Annotated in this window: 10 protein-coding genes and 1 tRNA gene; 7 read left to right on the top strand and 4 right to left on the bottom strand. The window is 73.4% G+C overall.

The features are described 5' to 3' along the window. Window positions 1-9 precede the first annotated feature (9 nt). From ETD83_RS11620 to ETD83_RS11600, 5 genes are all read left to right on the top strand, one after another. Window positions 10-3,027, top strand: coding sequence for an aminotransferase class III-fold pyridoxal phosphate-dependent enzyme (locus tag ETD83_RS11620; protein WP_138645091.1), 3,018 nt, complete (start codon window positions 10-12; stop codon window positions 3,025-3,027). Window position 3,028: 1 nt separating this feature from the next. After that, window positions 3,029-4,681, top strand: a complete 1,653-nt coding sequence (locus tag ETD83_RS11615) for an amidohydrolase (protein WP_138645090.1) — start codon at window positions 3,029-3,031, stop codon at window positions 4,679-4,681. A 103-nt stretch (window positions 4,682-4,784) separates the two neighbouring features. Beyond that, on the top strand, window positions 4,785-5,747 hold the full coding sequence (locus ETD83_RS11610; RefSeq protein WP_138645088.1) for a S1C family serine protease: 963 nt from the start codon (window positions 4,785-4,787) through the stop codon (window positions 5,745-5,747). 49 nt (window positions 5,748-5,796) lie between these two features. Then, window positions 5,797-7,209, top strand: a complete 1,413-nt coding sequence (locus ETD83_RS11605) for a cytochrome P450 (RefSeq protein ID WP_205717598.1) — start codon at window positions 5,797-5,799, stop codon at window positions 7,207-7,209. A 129-nt stretch (window positions 7,210-7,338) separates the two neighbouring features. Beyond that, complete coding sequence (locus tag ETD83_RS11600) at window positions 7,339-8,973, top strand: carboxylesterase/lipase family protein (RefSeq protein WP_138645087.1); 1,635 nt, start codon at window positions 7,339-7,341, stop codon at window positions 8,971-8,973. Between the two features lie 63 nt (window positions 8,974-9,036). On the opposite strand, the gene ETD83_RS11595 is transcribed toward ETD83_RS11600, so the two are convergent. The 3 genes from ETD83_RS11595 to ETD83_RS11585 form a co-directional block, all read right to left on the bottom strand. Further along, window positions 9,037-10,749 (bottom strand): TerD family protein, encoded by a 1,713-nt coding sequence (locus ETD83_RS11595; RefSeq protein ID WP_138645086.1) that lies wholly within the window; start codon window positions 10,747-10,749, stop codon window positions 9,037-9,039. Window positions 10,750-10,756: 7 nt separating this feature from the next. Beyond that, entirely contained in the window at window positions 10,757-11,326 is a 570-nt protein-coding gene (locus ETD83_RS11590) for a TerD family protein (RefSeq protein ID WP_138645084.1), read from the bottom strand. A gap of 292 nt (window positions 11,327-11,618) precedes the next feature. Then, on the bottom strand, window positions 11,619-12,212 hold the full coding sequence (locus ETD83_RS11585; protein ID WP_138645083.1) for a lytic polysaccharide monooxygenase auxiliary activity family 9 protein: 594 nt from the start codon (window positions 12,210-12,212) through the stop codon (window positions 11,619-11,621). A 385-nt stretch (window positions 12,213-12,597) separates the two neighbouring features. On the opposite strand from ETD83_RS11585, the gene ETD83_RS11580 reads away from it, so the two are divergent. Next, the gene (locus tag ETD83_RS11580) at window positions 12,598-13,023 is read left to right on the top strand and encodes a cold-shock protein (RefSeq protein WP_138645082.1); all 426 of its coding nucleotides are present in this window, start codon (window positions 12,598-12,600) and stop codon (window positions 13,021-13,023) included. Between the two features lie 104 nt (window positions 13,024-13,127). Here the strand turns inward: ETD83_RS11580 and ETD83_RS11575 are convergent, their stop codons facing one another. Continuing rightward, a complete protein-coding gene (locus ETD83_RS11575; protein ID WP_138645081.1) occupies window positions 13,128-15,728 on the bottom strand; it encodes an AfsR/SARP family transcriptional regulator in 2,601 nt (866 codons plus the stop codon). Window positions 15,729-16,196: 468 nt separating this feature from the next. Between ETD83_RS11575 and ETD83_RS11570 the strand changes: the two genes are divergently transcribed. Beyond that, a tRNA-Leu gene (locus ETD83_RS11570) sits at window positions 16,197-16,269 on the top strand. Window positions 16,270-16,618: the final 349 nt, after the last annotated feature.

Here is a 16,618-nt window from a genome sequence, read left to right as displayed (position 1 = left end):
GCTTTTCCTATGGGAGTCCCCACCGAGGACGCCAAACCCGATCAGCGCTTCGAGCGGATCACCGCGGGCGTCCCGGAACTCGCCGACGAGCGGCTACGGGAGATCCTGCGCGACCGTTACGGGCTCGACGCCGCGTCCCTGCGGCGGCTCGCCGGGGAGACGGACCAGAACACCCACGTCGTGGACGCCACCGGCGCCGAGTACGTCCTCAAGGTCAGCGGCCCCGCCGACCGCCGGGCGATCGAGTTCCAGACGGCGCTGCTCGCGCACCTCGCGGAGCAGGACCTGGGCGTGGTCATGCCCCGGGCCGTCGCGGACGTGTCGGGCGCGCCGGTCACATCGGTGTCCGACGGCGGGCGCGAGCTGCCGGTCCGGTTGCTGACCTGGGTTCCGGGCACGCCGCTGGCGGAGGTGGGGCGCCGGTCGGCCGAGCTGCTGGCGGACGTGGGCGCGGCGGCCGGGCGGCTGACCGCGGCCACGGCGGCGTTCGTCCACCCCGATCCCCCGGCGCCGCACTACTGGGAGTTCCCGCACGCGGGCGCGGTGCTGGCCGCGTCGATCGGGCACGTCGGCGACGCCGCGCTGCGGGCCGCCGCCGTCGCGATCCGCGACCGGTACCTGCCGCTGCTGGACGAGAAGTTGCCCGGGTTGCCGGTGGCGATCGTCCATCACGATCTCAACGCGTTCAACATCCTGGTCCGGCGGGACGGCGGGCGGCGCCGCGTCGCCGGCGTGATCGACTTCGGGGACGCGCTGCCGACCGCGCGGATCGCGGACCTGGCGGTGCTGGCGTCCAGCGTGATGCGCGGCACCGCGAGCCCCCTGCACGTCCTGGCGACGCTCGCCGTCGCCTACCACGACGCCCGCCCGCTGGCCGAGGCCGAGCTGGACCTGCTGTTCCCGCTGGTCGCGGTGCGGTCCGCGACGGTCGCGGTCACCGCCGCGCGGCTCGACGCGGAACGGCGGCACGGCGACCCGCGGCACCGGTCGGCCGCCGCCGCGGACCTCGTGCGCACGCTCTCGGAGATCCCGGCGGACGTGGGACGCGCCGCCGTCAGGCACGCCTGCGGGCTGCCCGCGCACCCCGCCGGGCCCGCGGTCACGGCCTGGCTGGCGGAGAACGCGGCGTCCGCGGTGGCCCCGGTCGAGGGCTCGCTCGCCCCGGTCGACCTCAGCGCCTCGTCCGCGATCTACGACGGCGCCGATCCGCGCGATCACGACGCGCTCCGCGCCGCCGCCGGGGCGGAGATCCTGCGCCGCCGTCCGGGCGTGCCGGTGGGACGGTACGGCGAGCCGCGCTTCCTGGCCCCGCGCCGCCGCCGCGGCACAGGGCCGGACGAGCCCGCCAACGTCCACCTCGGAATCGACCTGTTCGCCGGTGCGGGCACGGCCGTCCGCACGCCCCTGCCCGGCCGGGTCGAGGCGGCGGACATCGCCGGAGTCGACCTGGTCCTCCTGCACGAGCCCGTCGAAGGCGTCCGGTTCAGGACGCTCTACACGGGCCTGACCGACCCGGCGTCTGCCGGCGACGAGATCGCGGCAGGCGGTCGGATCGGGCGGATCGCGCCGGGCGGTGCGCTGCCTCCGCACGTCCGCGTCCAGGTGGCCGCCGCGCCGCTCGACGGGTGGACGGGCGTTCCCGCCGCCGTCCCCGACTCGGAGACGGCGATGTGGCAGGGCCTCTTCCCGGACCCGACGCCGCTGCTCGGCGCCCAGAACGCGGTCGCCCCATGGACGTCCGGGATCGGCAAGGCGCTGGAGGGCCGCCGCACCCATCTGCCGGACAGCCACCCGATGTACTTCAAGCGGCCGATCTCCATGGTCAGGGCCCGGGACTGCCGCTTCTACGACGAGGAGGGCCGCTCCTACCTGGACGCCCTCAACAACGTGACCCTCGTCGGGCACAGCCATCCCCGGCTCGTGGAGACGGCGTCACGCCAGCTCGGGCGGCTGAACACCAACACCAGGTTCGTGTACGACACGCTCACCGAGTACGCCGAGCGGCTCACCGCGACGCTCCCGGACGGCCTGGACGTCGTCTACTTCGTCAACTCCGGCAGCGAGGCCAACGACCTGGCGCTGCGCATGTCCCGCTACCTGACGAAGCGGGACGACGTCGTCATCATCGACGACGCCTACCACGGCTACACCTCGGTCGTCTCCGACGTGAGCCCGTCCCGCTACAAGCACTACGGCAAGCCGGACACCACGCACCCGACCCCGAACCCCGACCGGTACCGCGGCGCGTACGGCTACGACGACCCGGACGCCGGCGCCAAGTACGCCCAGCACGTGATCGACGCGTTCGACCGGCTCGCCGCCGAGGGCCGCGCCCCCGCCGCGTACCTGTTCGAGGCGCTGCTCGCGGGCGGCGGCCAGGTGGTGCTGCCGCCCGGCTACCTCGCGCCGATCTTCGCCGCGGCGGCCGAGCGCGGCGTGCTGACGATCGCCGACGAGGTGCAGGTCGGGTTCGCGCGGCTGGGCGAGGCGTTCTGGGGCTTCCAGACGCAGGGCCCGGACGTCGTCCCCGACTTCGTGACGATGGGCAAGGCCATGGGCAACGGCTTCCCGATGGCGGCCATGGTCACCACCCGCGAGATCTCCCGGGCGTTCGACCCGACCGGGCGGTTCTTCTCGACCTACGGCGGCAACCCCGTCGCCTGCGCGGTCGGCCTGGAGCTGCTGAACATCGTCGAGGACGAGGGCCTGCAGCACAACGCGCTGGTCGTCGGGCAGTACCTGCGCGACCGGCTGGCGGGGCTCGCCGAACGGCACCCGCTGATCGGGGACGTCCGCGGCCAGGGCTTCTACAGCGGCGTCGAGTTCGTCCTCGACCGCGCGACGAAGGAGCCCGCCTCGGACGAGACGCTGATCATCTGCGAGCGGCTCAAGGACGAGGGCGTCCTGGTGTATCCGACGGGCCCGGCCTGGAACATCCTCAAGCTCAAGCCGCCGCTGACGTTCACCCGGGCGGACGCCGACGAGTTCACCGACACACTTGACGACATTCTCGAAACGGGCTGGTGACATGGCTGAACATGCCGACAAGGTGCTGCTCGGCGGCAAGGTCCTCACCGTCGACGCCGGGTTCGCGGTCGAATCCGCCGTCGCGGTGGCCGGGGACCGGATCGTGGCGGTCGGCGACGACGACCACGTCCGGGCGCTCGCGGGGCCGTCCACCGAGGTGATCGACCTCGCCGGGCGGACGGTGCTGCCGGGGATCAACGACGCGCACCTGCATCTCGCGCTGTTCGGCCTGTCGGGGCCGCCGTTCTCGGTCGACCTGAACGGCATCGACTCGCTCGGCGCGCTGACCGAGGCGCTCGCGGGCGGGCCGCCCGGACCCGGCGGCAGCCGGTGGCTGATCGGCGAAGGCTGGCGGGAGGCGAACATCCCCGAGTTCGACGCCGACGTCCCCGGCCCGCACCGCTCCCTCATCGACGAGGTCACCGGGGACCGGCCGACCGTCCTGCACCACGCCTCCCGCCACTCGGTGCTCGTGAACAGCGCCGCGCTGCGGATCGTCGGCATCACCCGCGACACCCCGGACCCGGTGGGCGGGCAGATCGTCCGCGGCCCGGACGGCGAGCCGACCGGCCTGCTGCTCGAAGGGGCGAAGGGGCTGATCGACAAGCACGTCCCGGACCACTCCGAGAAGGAGCGGCTGGACGCGATCGAGACCGCGATGCGGAAGCTGAACGCGCTCGGCATCACCAGCGTCACCGACCCGATCGTCTGGCCCGAGCTGCTGCGCGACTACACCACCCTGCGCAGGGACGGCCGGATGACGGTCCGGGTGAACACGCTGATGCACTGGGACTGGCCTTCCCCTGCCAGCTCGTCCGACCGGCTGGAGAAGGCGCTCGCCTACGCGGGCCTGTCGACCGGGCTGGGCGACGACTGGCTCCGGGTCGGCGGCTGCAAGCTGTTCGCCGACGGCGTGCCCACGCAGTGCACCGCGTGGCTGCACGACCCGTACCCGTCCGGCGACCACGGCCACCTCATCACCCCCGGCGACGACGACGAGGCCCGCTACGAGGAACTCCTCCGCATGATCGAGCTGGCGCACCGGAACCGGCTCCAGGTCCAGGTGCACGTCACCGGCGACCGGGCGGCCGACGCCGCCACCGACGGGATCATCCGCGCGCTCAAGGCCGACCCGTGGCCGAGGGCCCGGCACGCGCTCCTGCACGGCACGCTCCTCTCCGAGGACTCCTACGCCCGCCTCGCCGAGCACGACATCAGCGTGATCACCAGCTCGCTGATGAAGTCGCACAGCGGCGCGTCCATGACGCGCGCCATCGGTGAGGAAAGGTGGTCCCGCGCGTTCCCTGCCGGTGCGCTGCTCGCCGCGGGGGTGCACGTCGCCGACAGCTCGGACGCGCCGGTCACCTATCCCGACTGGCGGCGCGGCATCGCCACGTTCGCGGGCGCGGCCCCCGGACCGTACTCGGACGTGCCGGCCGACCTGCGCCTCACCCGCGAGCAGGCGATCCGGCTCTGGACGACCGCCCCCGCCTACATCGAGAACGCCGAGGACCGCAAGGGCACCATCACCCCGGGCAGCCTCGCGGACCTCGTCGTCCTGGACGGGGACGTCCTCACCGCCGACGACGACGCGTTGCAGCAGATCACGCCCACCCTCACCCTCGCGGGCGGACGGGTCGTCCACTCCGCCTGAGCCGTTCCTCACGTCCGGGTCTCTTCTGGTTCTCATTCCTGCCCTGAACGAAACGCATGGGCCGCGGAGTACTGACCAGTGAGACCTGAGCGTGAGGAGCCCTATGAGTTACCCACGGCAAGCCGACCCTTGGTACGAGGACGCTCGATACGACCGGTACGACGACTCCCGGTTCGGGCTGGGCGAGCCGCGCGGCACCGGCTTCCTGTCGCCTCCGCCTCCCCGTACGTGGCCGCAGGACGATCCGTTCAGGCGTCCGGCGCCGACGGCCCCGTGGACGGTGCCGGCCTACGAGGAGCCGGGCCGGGACCGGGGCCGCGGCGCCGGGCGGGCGGTCGTCGCGGCCGTGCTCGCCGCTCTGCTCGCCGGTGGCCTGGCCGGGGCCGTCGCGGGACGGGTGACCGCCGGGGTCCCGGCTCCGGCGGCGCTGCCGCAGGCCGAGGCCGGGCCGGTGAACGGCGGGGCCGGGGACCTCAGCGAGGTGGCGGCGCGGGTGCGGGCGAGCGTGGTGTCGATCGAGGTGCGGTCGGGGGGCGCGAGCGGCACCGGGTCCGGGTTCGTGATCGACCGGCAGGGGCACGTGCTGACCAACGCGCACGTCGTCGACGGCGGCGGCGCGGTCACCGTGGTGCTGGCCGACCGGCGCCGCATCCAGGCGCGGGTGGCGGGCTCCGACCGCGCCCTCGACCTCGCCGTGCTGGCGATCCCCGCCGGTGCCAGCCCCGCGCCGCTGGCGTTCGGCCGCTTCTCCGACGTCCGGGTCGGTGACCAGGTCCTCGCGCTCGGCTCCCCGCTCGGCCTCCAGGGGACGGTCACCAGCGGCATCGTCAGCGCGCTGAACCGCAGGGTGCGCATCGGCCAGGGCGGCGTCGGGAACGCGCTGCAGACCGACGCGTCCATCAACCCCGGGAACTCCGGCGGGCCGCTGGTCAACACGCGCGGCGAGGTCGTCGGCGTGAACACCGCCATCGCGACGCTGATGCGGGACGGCGGCGGGTCGATCGGCATCGGCTTCGCGATCCCCGCCGACCGGGCGCGGGACGGCGCCCGCCACCTCGCCCGCTGACCGGTACCGATCCCCTCAACCCTCGCGAATCAGGCCAGATCGTGTAAGCATGGCGAGTCGACGGCCCCGACGCGGGAGGACGCGGGAGAACGTGATGCGCGGCGACGGCAGCACCACATCGCGGATCCCCGGACCGCCCCTGGAGGACGACGGCGCCGCCGCGATCGTGGCGGCGGGCGGGCTGCACACCTACCAGCTGAAGCTGCACGCCGAGTACGGGCCGGTCGTCCGGTTCCCGCTGCCCGGCGCGGACGTGGCGGTGTCGGTCGCCGACCCGGTGCTGCTGGAGGCCACGGCGAAGATCGACAAGCGGCCGGAGGAGCTGTTCGCGTTCCTGGCGCCGCTCCAGGAGTCGGGGAACCTGCAGACGATGCCGGCCGCCGAGCACGGCCCGTGGCGCCGGGTGATGCTGTCGGTGCTGGCCGGCCGTCCCTCGCACGAGGCGCACTTCGCGCGGTTCACCGCGCTGACGTCCGAGCTGGCCGGCCGCTGGGCCGCGCGCGCCGCCTCCGGCGAGGCCGTGGCGCTCCAGAAGGACCTGAGCGAGCTGTCGCTCCGCATGATCTGCGAGTACGCGCTCGGCAGCGGCCTGGAGTCGGAGGAGTCCGCCGGACGGGTCGTGTCCGCGTTCGAGGACGTCCTCACCGAGTACCTGGCGCGGCTGTACCACGCCGACGTGCCGGGGGACGCGGAGGAGCGCCGTGTCCGCGCCGACGAGGCGCTGGCCTACCTGCGCGCCACCGTCGACCGCGTCCTCGCCGCGCACGGGACGCATGGGACGTCCGGGGCGGCGGCCGATCGCAGCGACATGATCGCGGCGCTGGTCGAGGCGGGCGAGCCGCCCGCGCGGATCCGCGACTCGGTGCTGATGACCATGCTGGCCGCCCATCACACCACCGGCGTCGCCATCTCCTGGACGCTGTACCTGCTGGCCCGGCACCCGGACGCCGCCGCACGCGCCGCCGCCGAGCTGGACCGCGTCCTCGGCGGCCGCGCCGCGCCGGACTACGGCGACCTCAGGGAGCTGCCCTACCTGGAGAGGGTGGTCAAGGAGGCGATGCGGCTCTACCCGCCGGGCCCGTACGGCGCGCGGGAGACCACCGAGGACCTCGTGCTCGGCGAGTACACCGTCCCCGCGGGCACGACGATCTTCTACCCGTTCTGGGCCGTCCACATGAACCCCGGCTACTGGCCCGAGCCCGAGCGGTTCGACCCCGGCCGGTTCACCCCGGAGGCGTCCGCCGGGCGTCCGAGGCTCGCCTACATCCCGTTCGGGCTCGGCCCGCGCGGCTGCGAGGGGGCCGCGCTCGCCATGGTCGAGGCGGAGCTCGTGCTGGCCATTCTGCTGAAGCGTTTCCGGTTCCACCTGGTCCCCGAGCAGACGGTGACGCCTATCGAACGCTTCGTACTGTGGGCCGCCGAGGACATCCGCATGATCCTCAGGCCCCGCCCCAGCGCATGATCAGGACCAAAACCTGACGGCGAAATCCCGATACACGACAGAGTCAAGTCAGATATCACTTCGTATCGAACGACGATGCAATGATCAGGGCAGCCAGGTTTCCACACGGTCTCGACCGGAGGACCCCCAATGAGACCCAGCAAAGCCCTTAAGACGGCGCTGAAGGTGACGGCGTCGATCATCCTCGCCGGAGCCGGACTGACCGCGGCGAACACGGCGACGGCGGCCCCGTCCGCCGCCCCGCCGCCGTGCTCGGACGGCACCCTTGTGCAGACCGACAGCGGGCCCGTCTGCGGCCTCGACGGCGACGGGATCAAGAATTGGCTCGGCGTCCCCTACGCCGCCCCGCCCGTCGGCGCCCTCCGCTGGGAGGCACCGGCGCGACATCCCGGATGGACGGCACCGGTGCAGGCGACCGAACCGGGCAGCGCGTGCCCGCAGCCGGCCGACTTCCGCCCCGGCTCGACCGATGAGAACTGCCTGAAGCTGGACGTCCGCGTGCCGGAGGAGGCCGGCAGCGGACCGCTTCCCGTCATGGTGCAGTTCCACGGCGGCGGGTTCCGGCTCGGGACCCCGTCCAACGGGACCCGGCTCGCCAAGGTCGGCAAGGTCGTCCAGGTCGAGGTGCGGTACCGGCTCGGCATCATCGGGTTCCTGTCCCACTCCGCCCTGGGCGCGAACGCCGGGAACTACGGGATCGAGGACCAGCAGGCCGCGCTCGGCTGGGTCAAGCGCAACATCGCCAAGTTCGGCGGCGACCCGGGCAACGTCACCATCTTCGGCCCGTCCGCCGGAGGGTCGAGCGTGTGCGCCAACATGGCCTCGCCCACCGGCAGCGGGCTGTTCCACAAGGGCATCATCGAGAGCGGCGAGTACAACTCGCTGCGCGGCGTCCACGCCACCTGGCAGGCCCAGGACTGCGCGACCAAGCTGCCGACGCAGGCCGAGGCGCAGCAGGCCGGAGCGCGCTTCGCCGCGGCCGTCGGCTGCGGGAACGCCCCGGACGTCGCCGCCTGCCTGCGCCAGGTGCCGGTGCAGACCCTGCTCGACCAGGCCGGCAACGGGCTCGGCCCCGACAGCGGCACGCTCGCGCCCATCGTGGACGGCAAGACCCTGACCATGTCGCCCGGGCAGGCGTTCGCCACCGGGCAGTTCAACAAGGTCCCGGTCATCCACGGCGTGGCGAGGGACGAGTCGCAGATCCGTCCCGCCGAGACGCCCGCGGAGTTCGAGGCGCAGGTCCGCGGCCAGTACGGGGAGTTCGCGCCCAAGGTGCTGAAGCGCTACCCGCTGTCGCAGTACCCGGCGCCGGCGGCGTTCATCGCGGCGCGGACCGTCCTCGCCGACTCGACGTCGGTCTGCCCGGCGCTGCTGAACGACCGGCGCCTCGCGAAGCACACCACGGTGTACGCCTACCGGTTCGACGACACCAACCCGCCGCCGCTGCCCTTCGTCGACGCGACGAGGCCGGCCGGCGCGTTCCATGTCGGCGAGTTCAGCTACCTGTACCACGGCACGTTCCCCAACCAGCCCCCGCTGGACCCCAACCAGCTGGCCCTGCAGGACCAGCTCACGTCCCAATGGACGGGGTTCGCCCGCACCGGTGACCCGAACGTGAACGGCACCCCGCGCTGGGCGCCGTTCACCGCCGAGAAGGAGGCCCAGATGTCGCTGCTGCCCGCCGGGACCAGCCGCATGACCCGCGAGATCTCGGGGCCGCACCACTGCAACTTCTGGATCAAGCTCGCGCCGTTCACGAGCTGACCCGGTGCCGCCGGACGCTCCCGCCCTGCGCGGGGGCGTCCGGCGCCCGGTCACGGGGGTTCGCTAGTCGTAGGACGCGAGGGTGCGCGCGTGGACGCCGAGCACATGGGCCAGCAGCGCGGGGGCGCGTGAACCGTCGCCGGCGTCCGGGAGGACCTCGGGGGTGAGCGTCCAGTCGGTGCCGACCCACGAGTCGGCGATACTGCCCTCGCTGGACGGCAGGTTGTTGCAGTACTGCCGGACCCGTATCGCGCGGACCGTCTCGGCCGCCGGGGTGTCGGTCTCGACCATCAGCACCGGGACGCCGACCAGCGGGCCGTCCTCCACCAGGCGCAGCAGGTGGTGCGCGTCCTCGCCGTCGAGCGCGGCCCCGGCGTCGAGGATCACCGCGAGCCGCACCGGCGGCCCCTCCGCCAGCCCGGACGGCAGCTCGCCGTCCTGCCCGCCGCCGACCTGCCGCAGGTCCACCAGGTCGAGCAGGCGCCGGAGCCGCTCGGCCGCCGCGGGCCCGGTCGCCACGCCGCCGCCGAGCAGCCGGGTGCTGATCACCGGGTCGAACCCGTGCAGCCAGCCGGCGCCCGACAGGCCCGCCGCGTCGATCACCTCGAGGCCGACGAGCCCGGGCGGGACGGCGGCCAGGAACCGGGTCACCAGCGACCAGGCGTAGGCGGCGGAGTCGCCGGGCATCGTGCCCTGCGAGATCCACACGGCGCGCCGCCACGGCAGCCGCAGGATCAGCGGCACCCGGAGGTCGGGCAGCTCGGCGGTGGACAGCCGGCCCGCCAGCATCCCCTCGGTCAGGTCCACGCTCGGCTGCCAGGTCAGCCAGGACGGCGAGTCGAACGGCGCGACCTCGGCGGTGACCTGCGGCTCCACCCGGGCCAGCTCGTCGCGGAGCTGCCCGGCGTCGGCGCTCAGCCGCTGGTTGGCGGCCGCCATGAGCTGCTCGAAGCGGCCGTGCGGGGCCCGTCCGGCGATCTCCTCGTTGCGGAGGGTCAGCGCGTGCTCGGTGGACGCGCGGAAGGAGGCGAGCGAGCGGCTGGCGTCCTCCCAGACCAGCCAGCACCGTTCGAGGTAGCCGACCTCGTTCCCGGACGGCGGCTGCGCCGCCTGCGGCGTCGGCATCCCCTGCGGCGGCGGCGTCCCCTGCGGCGCCGTCCCCTGCGGCGGCGTCCCCTGCGGCGGCGTCCGCGGGGGCGGGGCTCCGACGGCGGGGCCGGGCGGTGGAGCGGCCATGGCGGGCTCCGGCGCGCCCGTACCGCTCGCGTCATCGGCGTCGCCCGGGTCGTCCACCTCGACGCCGTGCGCTTCGACCAGTTCGGCCAGCCCGCCGGCGTAGCCCTGCCCGACGGCGCGGACCTTCCACCGGTCGTCGCGCCGGTAGACCTCGAGCCCGATGATCGCCTTCTCCGGGCCCAGGCCCTGGACGGCGAACACCGCCAGCGGGGCGCCGCCGTCCCCGGTGAGCCGCACCTGCGGCGGCGGCATCGCCCCGAACGTCGACGCCCCGGTCAGGCTGACCGCGATCAGCACCGCGTGGGCGTCGGCGGGGACGGCGTCGAGGTCGAGGTCGACGCGCTGGCGTCCGCCGCCGTCCGCCCAGCGCACGCCGGGCGCCTCGGGGGCGTTGAAGAACACCAGGTCGGAGTCGGTGCGCACGCGCATGTCCGGGCCCACGAGCAGGGCGCTGACGTCCACCGGCACGGCGCAGGACACGGAGGCGGTCACCCGCCGGGCGGGCAGCGGCGCGTTGGCGCCGCGGGAGAGGTCGGTCATCGGGCGGTCAGGCGTGGTTGGCGATCACCGGCAGCATGTCCTCGAACGTGCGGCCGTGGCACGGCTCGCCGATCGCGTTCATCTTCCAGCCGTCGCCGTGCCGGTAGATCCGGGACATCACCATGGCCGTGTGGGCGCCGCCGCCGGTCAGCGTGTACCGGGCCATCTCGCCGCCGTCCATCTCGTTGACCAGCCGGCAGAACGCGTTCTCCACCTCGTTGAACGTCTGCCCGTTGAAGGAGCTGACGGTGAACACCAGCGACGTGACGTGCACCGGTAGCCGGCTCAGGTCGACGATGACGGACTCGTCGTCGCCGTCGCCCGCCCCGGTCAGGTTGTCGCCGGTGTGCCGGACGGACCCGTCGTCGCTGGTCAGCTTGCCGAAATAGACCACGTCCGCCAGGGCGCTGTCGGCGAAGATGACGCAGGACGCGTCGAGGTCGATGTCCCGCTCCCGCGAGCCGAAGAAGCCCTTCTTCTTCACCGCGTCCCAGCCCAGCCCCATCCGGACCATGCTCAGCGCACCGCCGGGCTTCTCCAGCGAGATCCGCTGGCCCTTCACCATCGAGACGGTCACAGCCGTCGCCTCCTTGATGTCCCTCGCCGCGCCGCGAGGCGCTCCGGCCTGAAGACACCCCGGCCACCCCGCGGGGGTGGCCGGAGCACGAGCAAAGCCTCGCAGCCTATCAGCCTCGTTGTCACCCGTTCCGGGACGATCCGGCGGGGCCGCGGCCCGGCACGGCGGCGCCGGCCCACCGTCCGAGCCCCTCGCGAAGCCCCGCTGGGACGGGTGGGCCGGCGCGTGACCGGCTAGATGACCGGTGTTCCCGGTGGCCCGCTACATGACCTGGCGCATGGCGGGCGGGACGTCAGCCGAAGTCGACGTCGATGCACTGGTAGAAGGCGTTACCGGTGTCGGCGATGTCCCAGACGGCGAGCAGGATGTGCCTGCCCTGCCGCTGCGGGAGCGCTCCGCTGTGGACGGTCGGGTTGGACGGCTGCCGCCCGCCCAGGTTCGCGGTGATGAACGGCGCGAGGTCCAGGGTGTCGCGGGTGATGGGCCTGGTGGTGTCCCAGCCGTCCTTGGTGAGGAAGTAGCGGAACGACGTGGTGGAGTGCGGGGCGGTGAAGCGCCACGAGATGCTGAGGTTCTGGCCCGCCGTCACCTTCGTCGCGGGCCAGCCGGTGCCGCCGCGCTGGTCGTCGAGCGGCGCCCAGCGCCCGTCGGCGGCGGCGCAGATCTTGCCGTCGGCCGGTCCGCGCGCCGGGAACCCCTTCGGGCCCTCGACGCCGTCCGGGTCCCACTGGACCTGGCCGCAGTTCTGGACCTTCCCCTGTCCGCACAGGTAGCTGCGGCTCGGCGGGGCGGTGGAGTATCCGTGCGACCACGCCGGCACGGTGAGCGCCAGCGGCAGCCCGGCGGTCACGGCCGCGGCCACGGCGATGCTGGTCTTCCTTGGCATCCTGCTTCTCCTTGGCGGGAGGTACGGCGTACGCGGCGTACCTGGAGGCGGAGGCGGGCCGGCCCGGTGACCGACCCAAAAGGAAACTTTCCTTTCAGTAAGGTGAACCCTGCGCGGCCTTCCGTCAACCCCGCCGTCACGGACGCGAGTCTTTCTGGCACGCAATGCATACTGCGGACGCCGGGGCTCGGCATACCCTGCAACCCTCTCCCCAGACGTCCCGGCCCGCCGGCCGCGCGCCCGCCCAGAGGCGGAGCGGAAACCCCGATTTTCCCGTCATTCGCCTATCGCATTAGCGATTCCGGTGCGAATTCGTGTGCTATCCTGTTGGCTGCAAATCATTGAAACAGCGTATGGCTTGTTGGTTGGCGTGTGGAGGCTGGCGGTGCGTTCAGGCAGGATTCTCAGGTTCGACGAAGTCCGCGGTTACGGATTCATCGTTCCGGACGGCGGCGGCGAGGACGTGTTCGTCCACGCGAACGAGCTTCTCGACGACAAGGCGGCGTTCTCGCCCGGCACGGCGGTCGAGTTCGAGGTGACCGAGGGCGAGCGCGGCCTCAAGGCGTTCGCGGTGCGCGCGGTGAGCTCGCCGTCCAACGGCTCCGCGTCCGCGGTCGACCGGGCCCCCGCGGGCGACGCGGGCGACTCCCCCGACGACATGCTGTGCGACGTCCTGTCGCGCAAGGAGCTCAGCCGGGAGATCGTCGACGTGCTGCTCGCCGAGGCGCCCGATCTCACCGGCGCCCAGATCGTCAAGATCCGCGGGAGCATCGTCGAGATCGCCCACAAGCACGGCTGGATCGACGACTGACCGCCGTCCCGCAAAGCGGATTTCCCTTTTCACCCGTCCATTCCCGAAGAATGGACCGGGCGTGGATTACGGGCCGCGGCATCCGGTATTTCCGGACGGCGCGTTCAGGCGCCGCCGAGTGCGGTGCGGACGGCCGCGGGGATCATGACCGCGCTCGGGCACGTGACGACGTCGCGTATGCGGATATGGCCGCCGTCGGCGTCACCTGACCCCAGGGCGAGCGCCGTGACGGCGCCGCCGCGCGGGTCGGCGACGCGCCGGAAGATGCGCACCGACTCCTCGAAGCACTCGATGGCGCTGGACGGCCGCCGCGCGCCGAGGTAGGCGACGGCGAGCCGGTTCAGGCTCCACGCCTGGCCGACCAGGTCACCGAGCCGGCGCTGCACGGCCAGGGCCTCGCGGTGGTGGCCGATGGCCTCGCCGAAGCGGTCCGCGTCGCCGCAGGCCATGCCGAGGCCGTTGAGCATGAACGCGACACCGCGCCAGTCGTCGAGCGTGCGCGCCGCGCCGAGCCCGATCTCGTACGCGGTGACCCACCCGTCCCGGCTCCGGCCGAGGCGGAAGAACGTCAGCAGGACGGCCGGAAGCCGCCACGCGACCGCGTGATGGCCGTGCTCGGCCGCCGCCTTGATCACGGCGGAGAAGTTGCTCGACTCGGCGTCGAGCCAGGCCAGCGCCTCCGTGCGCGTGCCGAAGGCGGGCACGGGGACCCTCCCGCCGCGCCCGGCGGGAAGCTCGATCGGGACGCCGCGGTCATGGGTGTTCAGCACCAGGTCCGCGGAATGGGCGGCGCGGAGATACCAGCCGAGCACGCGCGCGGCCGCCGCGTCGCGCTCGTCGGCCGGCTCGTGCTCGTGCGCCTTCCGCCTGGCGTGGACGCGCAGCAGCGGGTGCATCCGGTAGCGGCCCGGGGACGCCTGCTGGAGGAGGTTCTCGTCCAGGAGGGCTTCGAGCAGCGCCTCGGCCCGCTCGCCGGGCAGGCCGGTCAGCGCGCCGGCGGAGGACGGGGTGAAGTCCGCGCCGGGATGCAGGCCGAGCAGCCGGAACATGCGCTGCTGGTCGCGGGCCAGCGCGCGGTAGGACAGGTCGAACGACGCGCTGATGGAGCGGTTGCGGAACTCCAGCTCGTCCGGCAGCCGCCCCTCGTCCTCCAGGCGGGCGGCGAACTCGGCGAGCGTCCAGGCGGGACGGATCTGCAGCCGGCGCGCCGCCATGGTCACGGCCATCGGGAGCTGCCCGCACCGCTCGGCGATCCGCGCGGCGGCGGCGGGGTCGGCCATGACCCGCTCGCGGCCCGCGATCCGGCCGAGCAGGTCGCGGGACTCCGGCGGCGCGAACACGGCCAGCCGCAGCCGGTGGACGCCGTCCAGCCCGGCCAGGCTCCGCCGGCTGGTGATCAGCACCAGGCCGGTCGGGTCGCCCGGGAGCAGCGGCTCCACCTGGGCCTCGTCGGTGGCGTTGTCGAGGATCACCAGGGCGCGGCGGCCGTGCAGCCGGTCCCGGTACAGCGCGGCCCTCGACTCCAGGTCGGGCGGGATCCGCGCGGCGGGGACGCCGAGCTGCCGCAGGAACGTCTCCAGCACCTCGGCCGGGTCGGCGGCGGGGACCTCGGGGTCCATGGCGCGCAGGTCGGCCCACAGCTGCACCGCGCCGAAACGGCCGCGGGAGCCGATCTGGTGCGCGGCGCGGACGGCGAGGCGGGTCTTGCCGGCCCCGGCCATGCCCTCGATGGCGATCACCGTCAGCGCGGTGTCGCCGCGGCCGCCCGCGCCGTCGGCGAGACGGTTCAGGGCGTGCAGCTCCGCCTCCCGGCCGGTGAACTCGACGATGTCCATGGGGAACTGGCGCAGCGTGCCCGTCGCGGCGGGCGCCGGGCCGGGCGCCGCGCCCGGGGGCCGTCCGGCCCCCTCGCCGCCGTCACCCGCCGGGACGTAGCCGGGCCGGGGCGGCGAGCTGTCCAGCGCCGGGTCGCCGTTGAGGATCCGCCGTTCCAGCGACCGCAGCCGGGGCCCGGGGTCGATGCCCAGATCGTCGGCGAGATGCCGGCGGACCTGCGCGTACGCGTCGAGCGCGTCGGCGGACCGGCCCATCCGGTACAGGACGAGCATCAGCCGCTCCCACAGCCGCTCACGGAGCGGATGGCGCGCCACGAGCCGCCGCAGGTCGGGGACGAGCGCGTCCGAGCGGCCGAGCAGCAGGCACGCGTCGGCGTACTGCTCCATGAGGAGGAGCCTTCGCTCTTCCAGCCGCTCCACGTCGGCCTGCAGCGGGGCGCCCAGCGGCATCGCTTCGAGCGGCCGCCCCCGGTAGTGGCGCGACGCCTCGGCGAAGTCCTGCGCGGCCTGCTCCGCCCGGCCGGCGAGCAGCGCCTTCTCTCCCCTGGCGAACGCCTCCTCGAACCGGAACAGGTCGAGCTCGCCCGGCTCGACGCGGAGCAGGTAGCCGGGCGACCGGGTGACGAGGCGGTCCGCGGGCTCGCCCGCGGCGCGCAGCATCCGGCGCAGCGCGGCGATGTATCCCCGGACGTTCGCCCTCGCGGACGGGGGCGAGGTCCACCAGACGGCGTCCACCAGCCGATCGATCGGGACGACCTGGTTGGACGCCAGCAGCAGCGCGGCGAGCACCGCCTGCTGCTGCGGCCCGCCCGCACCGAGGGGACGGCCGTCCACGGCTATTTCCAGCGGTCCAAGGATGCGGAATTCCATCTGATCCCCTAACCGGCCCTGTCAGGAGCGATCACTCGTACCGCTCTTCGGGTTCCGGTCCCACCGTCGAGGATGACATCGGTCCTATACGGAAAATATACGGCACCCATGCGCCTTCCAGGGCAACCTGGTTAGCACGGATGATCAGCCAGGACCGGCAATAGTCACATTGCGAACACAAAACGTCATGACGGGGACTTCGGTATGGCGGGATACCACCGGGAACGTGTCGGGGGCTTGACCGGGAGGGAGCCGGATACGGGCGGCGGGCGGCCGGATCCGGCCGGAAAAGGAGCCGGGCGGGGCTCCTCCATTGCCCGTTGTGCGGGGGTTGCCCCTTGGGCAGGGGCCGGAGGACGGTGCGCGCGGAGCGGCGATGCCCGCGCGGCACCCAGGGCCCGGTAACCGCCCGGCTTCAGGCCACGCGACCCGTCCCCCCAGGTCACGGGGGACAGGGACATGCGCTCCGCCTCCGTAGCCCAACGGTAGAGGCATACTCCTTAAAAGAGTAGAAGTGTCGGTTCAAATCCGACCGGGGGCACAGAACTTCACCGTCGAGCGCATCATGACGGACATCTTCCTGTTTCGAGCGGACGGTCAGCGATCCAGGGCGCCCGGATGGCACCGGGGCGTCCGGCGCGTCCTGTTTTCGCCCGCCGCGCCCGCTTCCACTCCCGCGGCGGCGACGGTCGCGGCCGAGTCGAGTTCGGTTCACCCGCCATTACCCGGCCCGTATCCCAAATCCACCAGATGATCAGCTGAGCCGCCGGATAGGGGCGGCGGAGGCGAGAAAATGTGAAACTCATTCGGGTCAGGGTGGCCGGTCGCGCCGGCGCCCGGTGAGCCGGCTCCTCGCGCAGCCCTGCTCACTCCCTACCCCTCCCCTACGC

The organism is Actinomadura soli, assembly GCF_005889715.1.
Classification (GTDB): Bacteria; Actinomycetota; Actinomycetes; order Streptosporangiales; family Streptosporangiaceae; genus Spirillospora; species Spirillospora soli.
The sequence above is the reverse complement of the archived record's forward strand: the minus strand, read 5'-3'. Positions and strand labels throughout refer to the sequence as shown.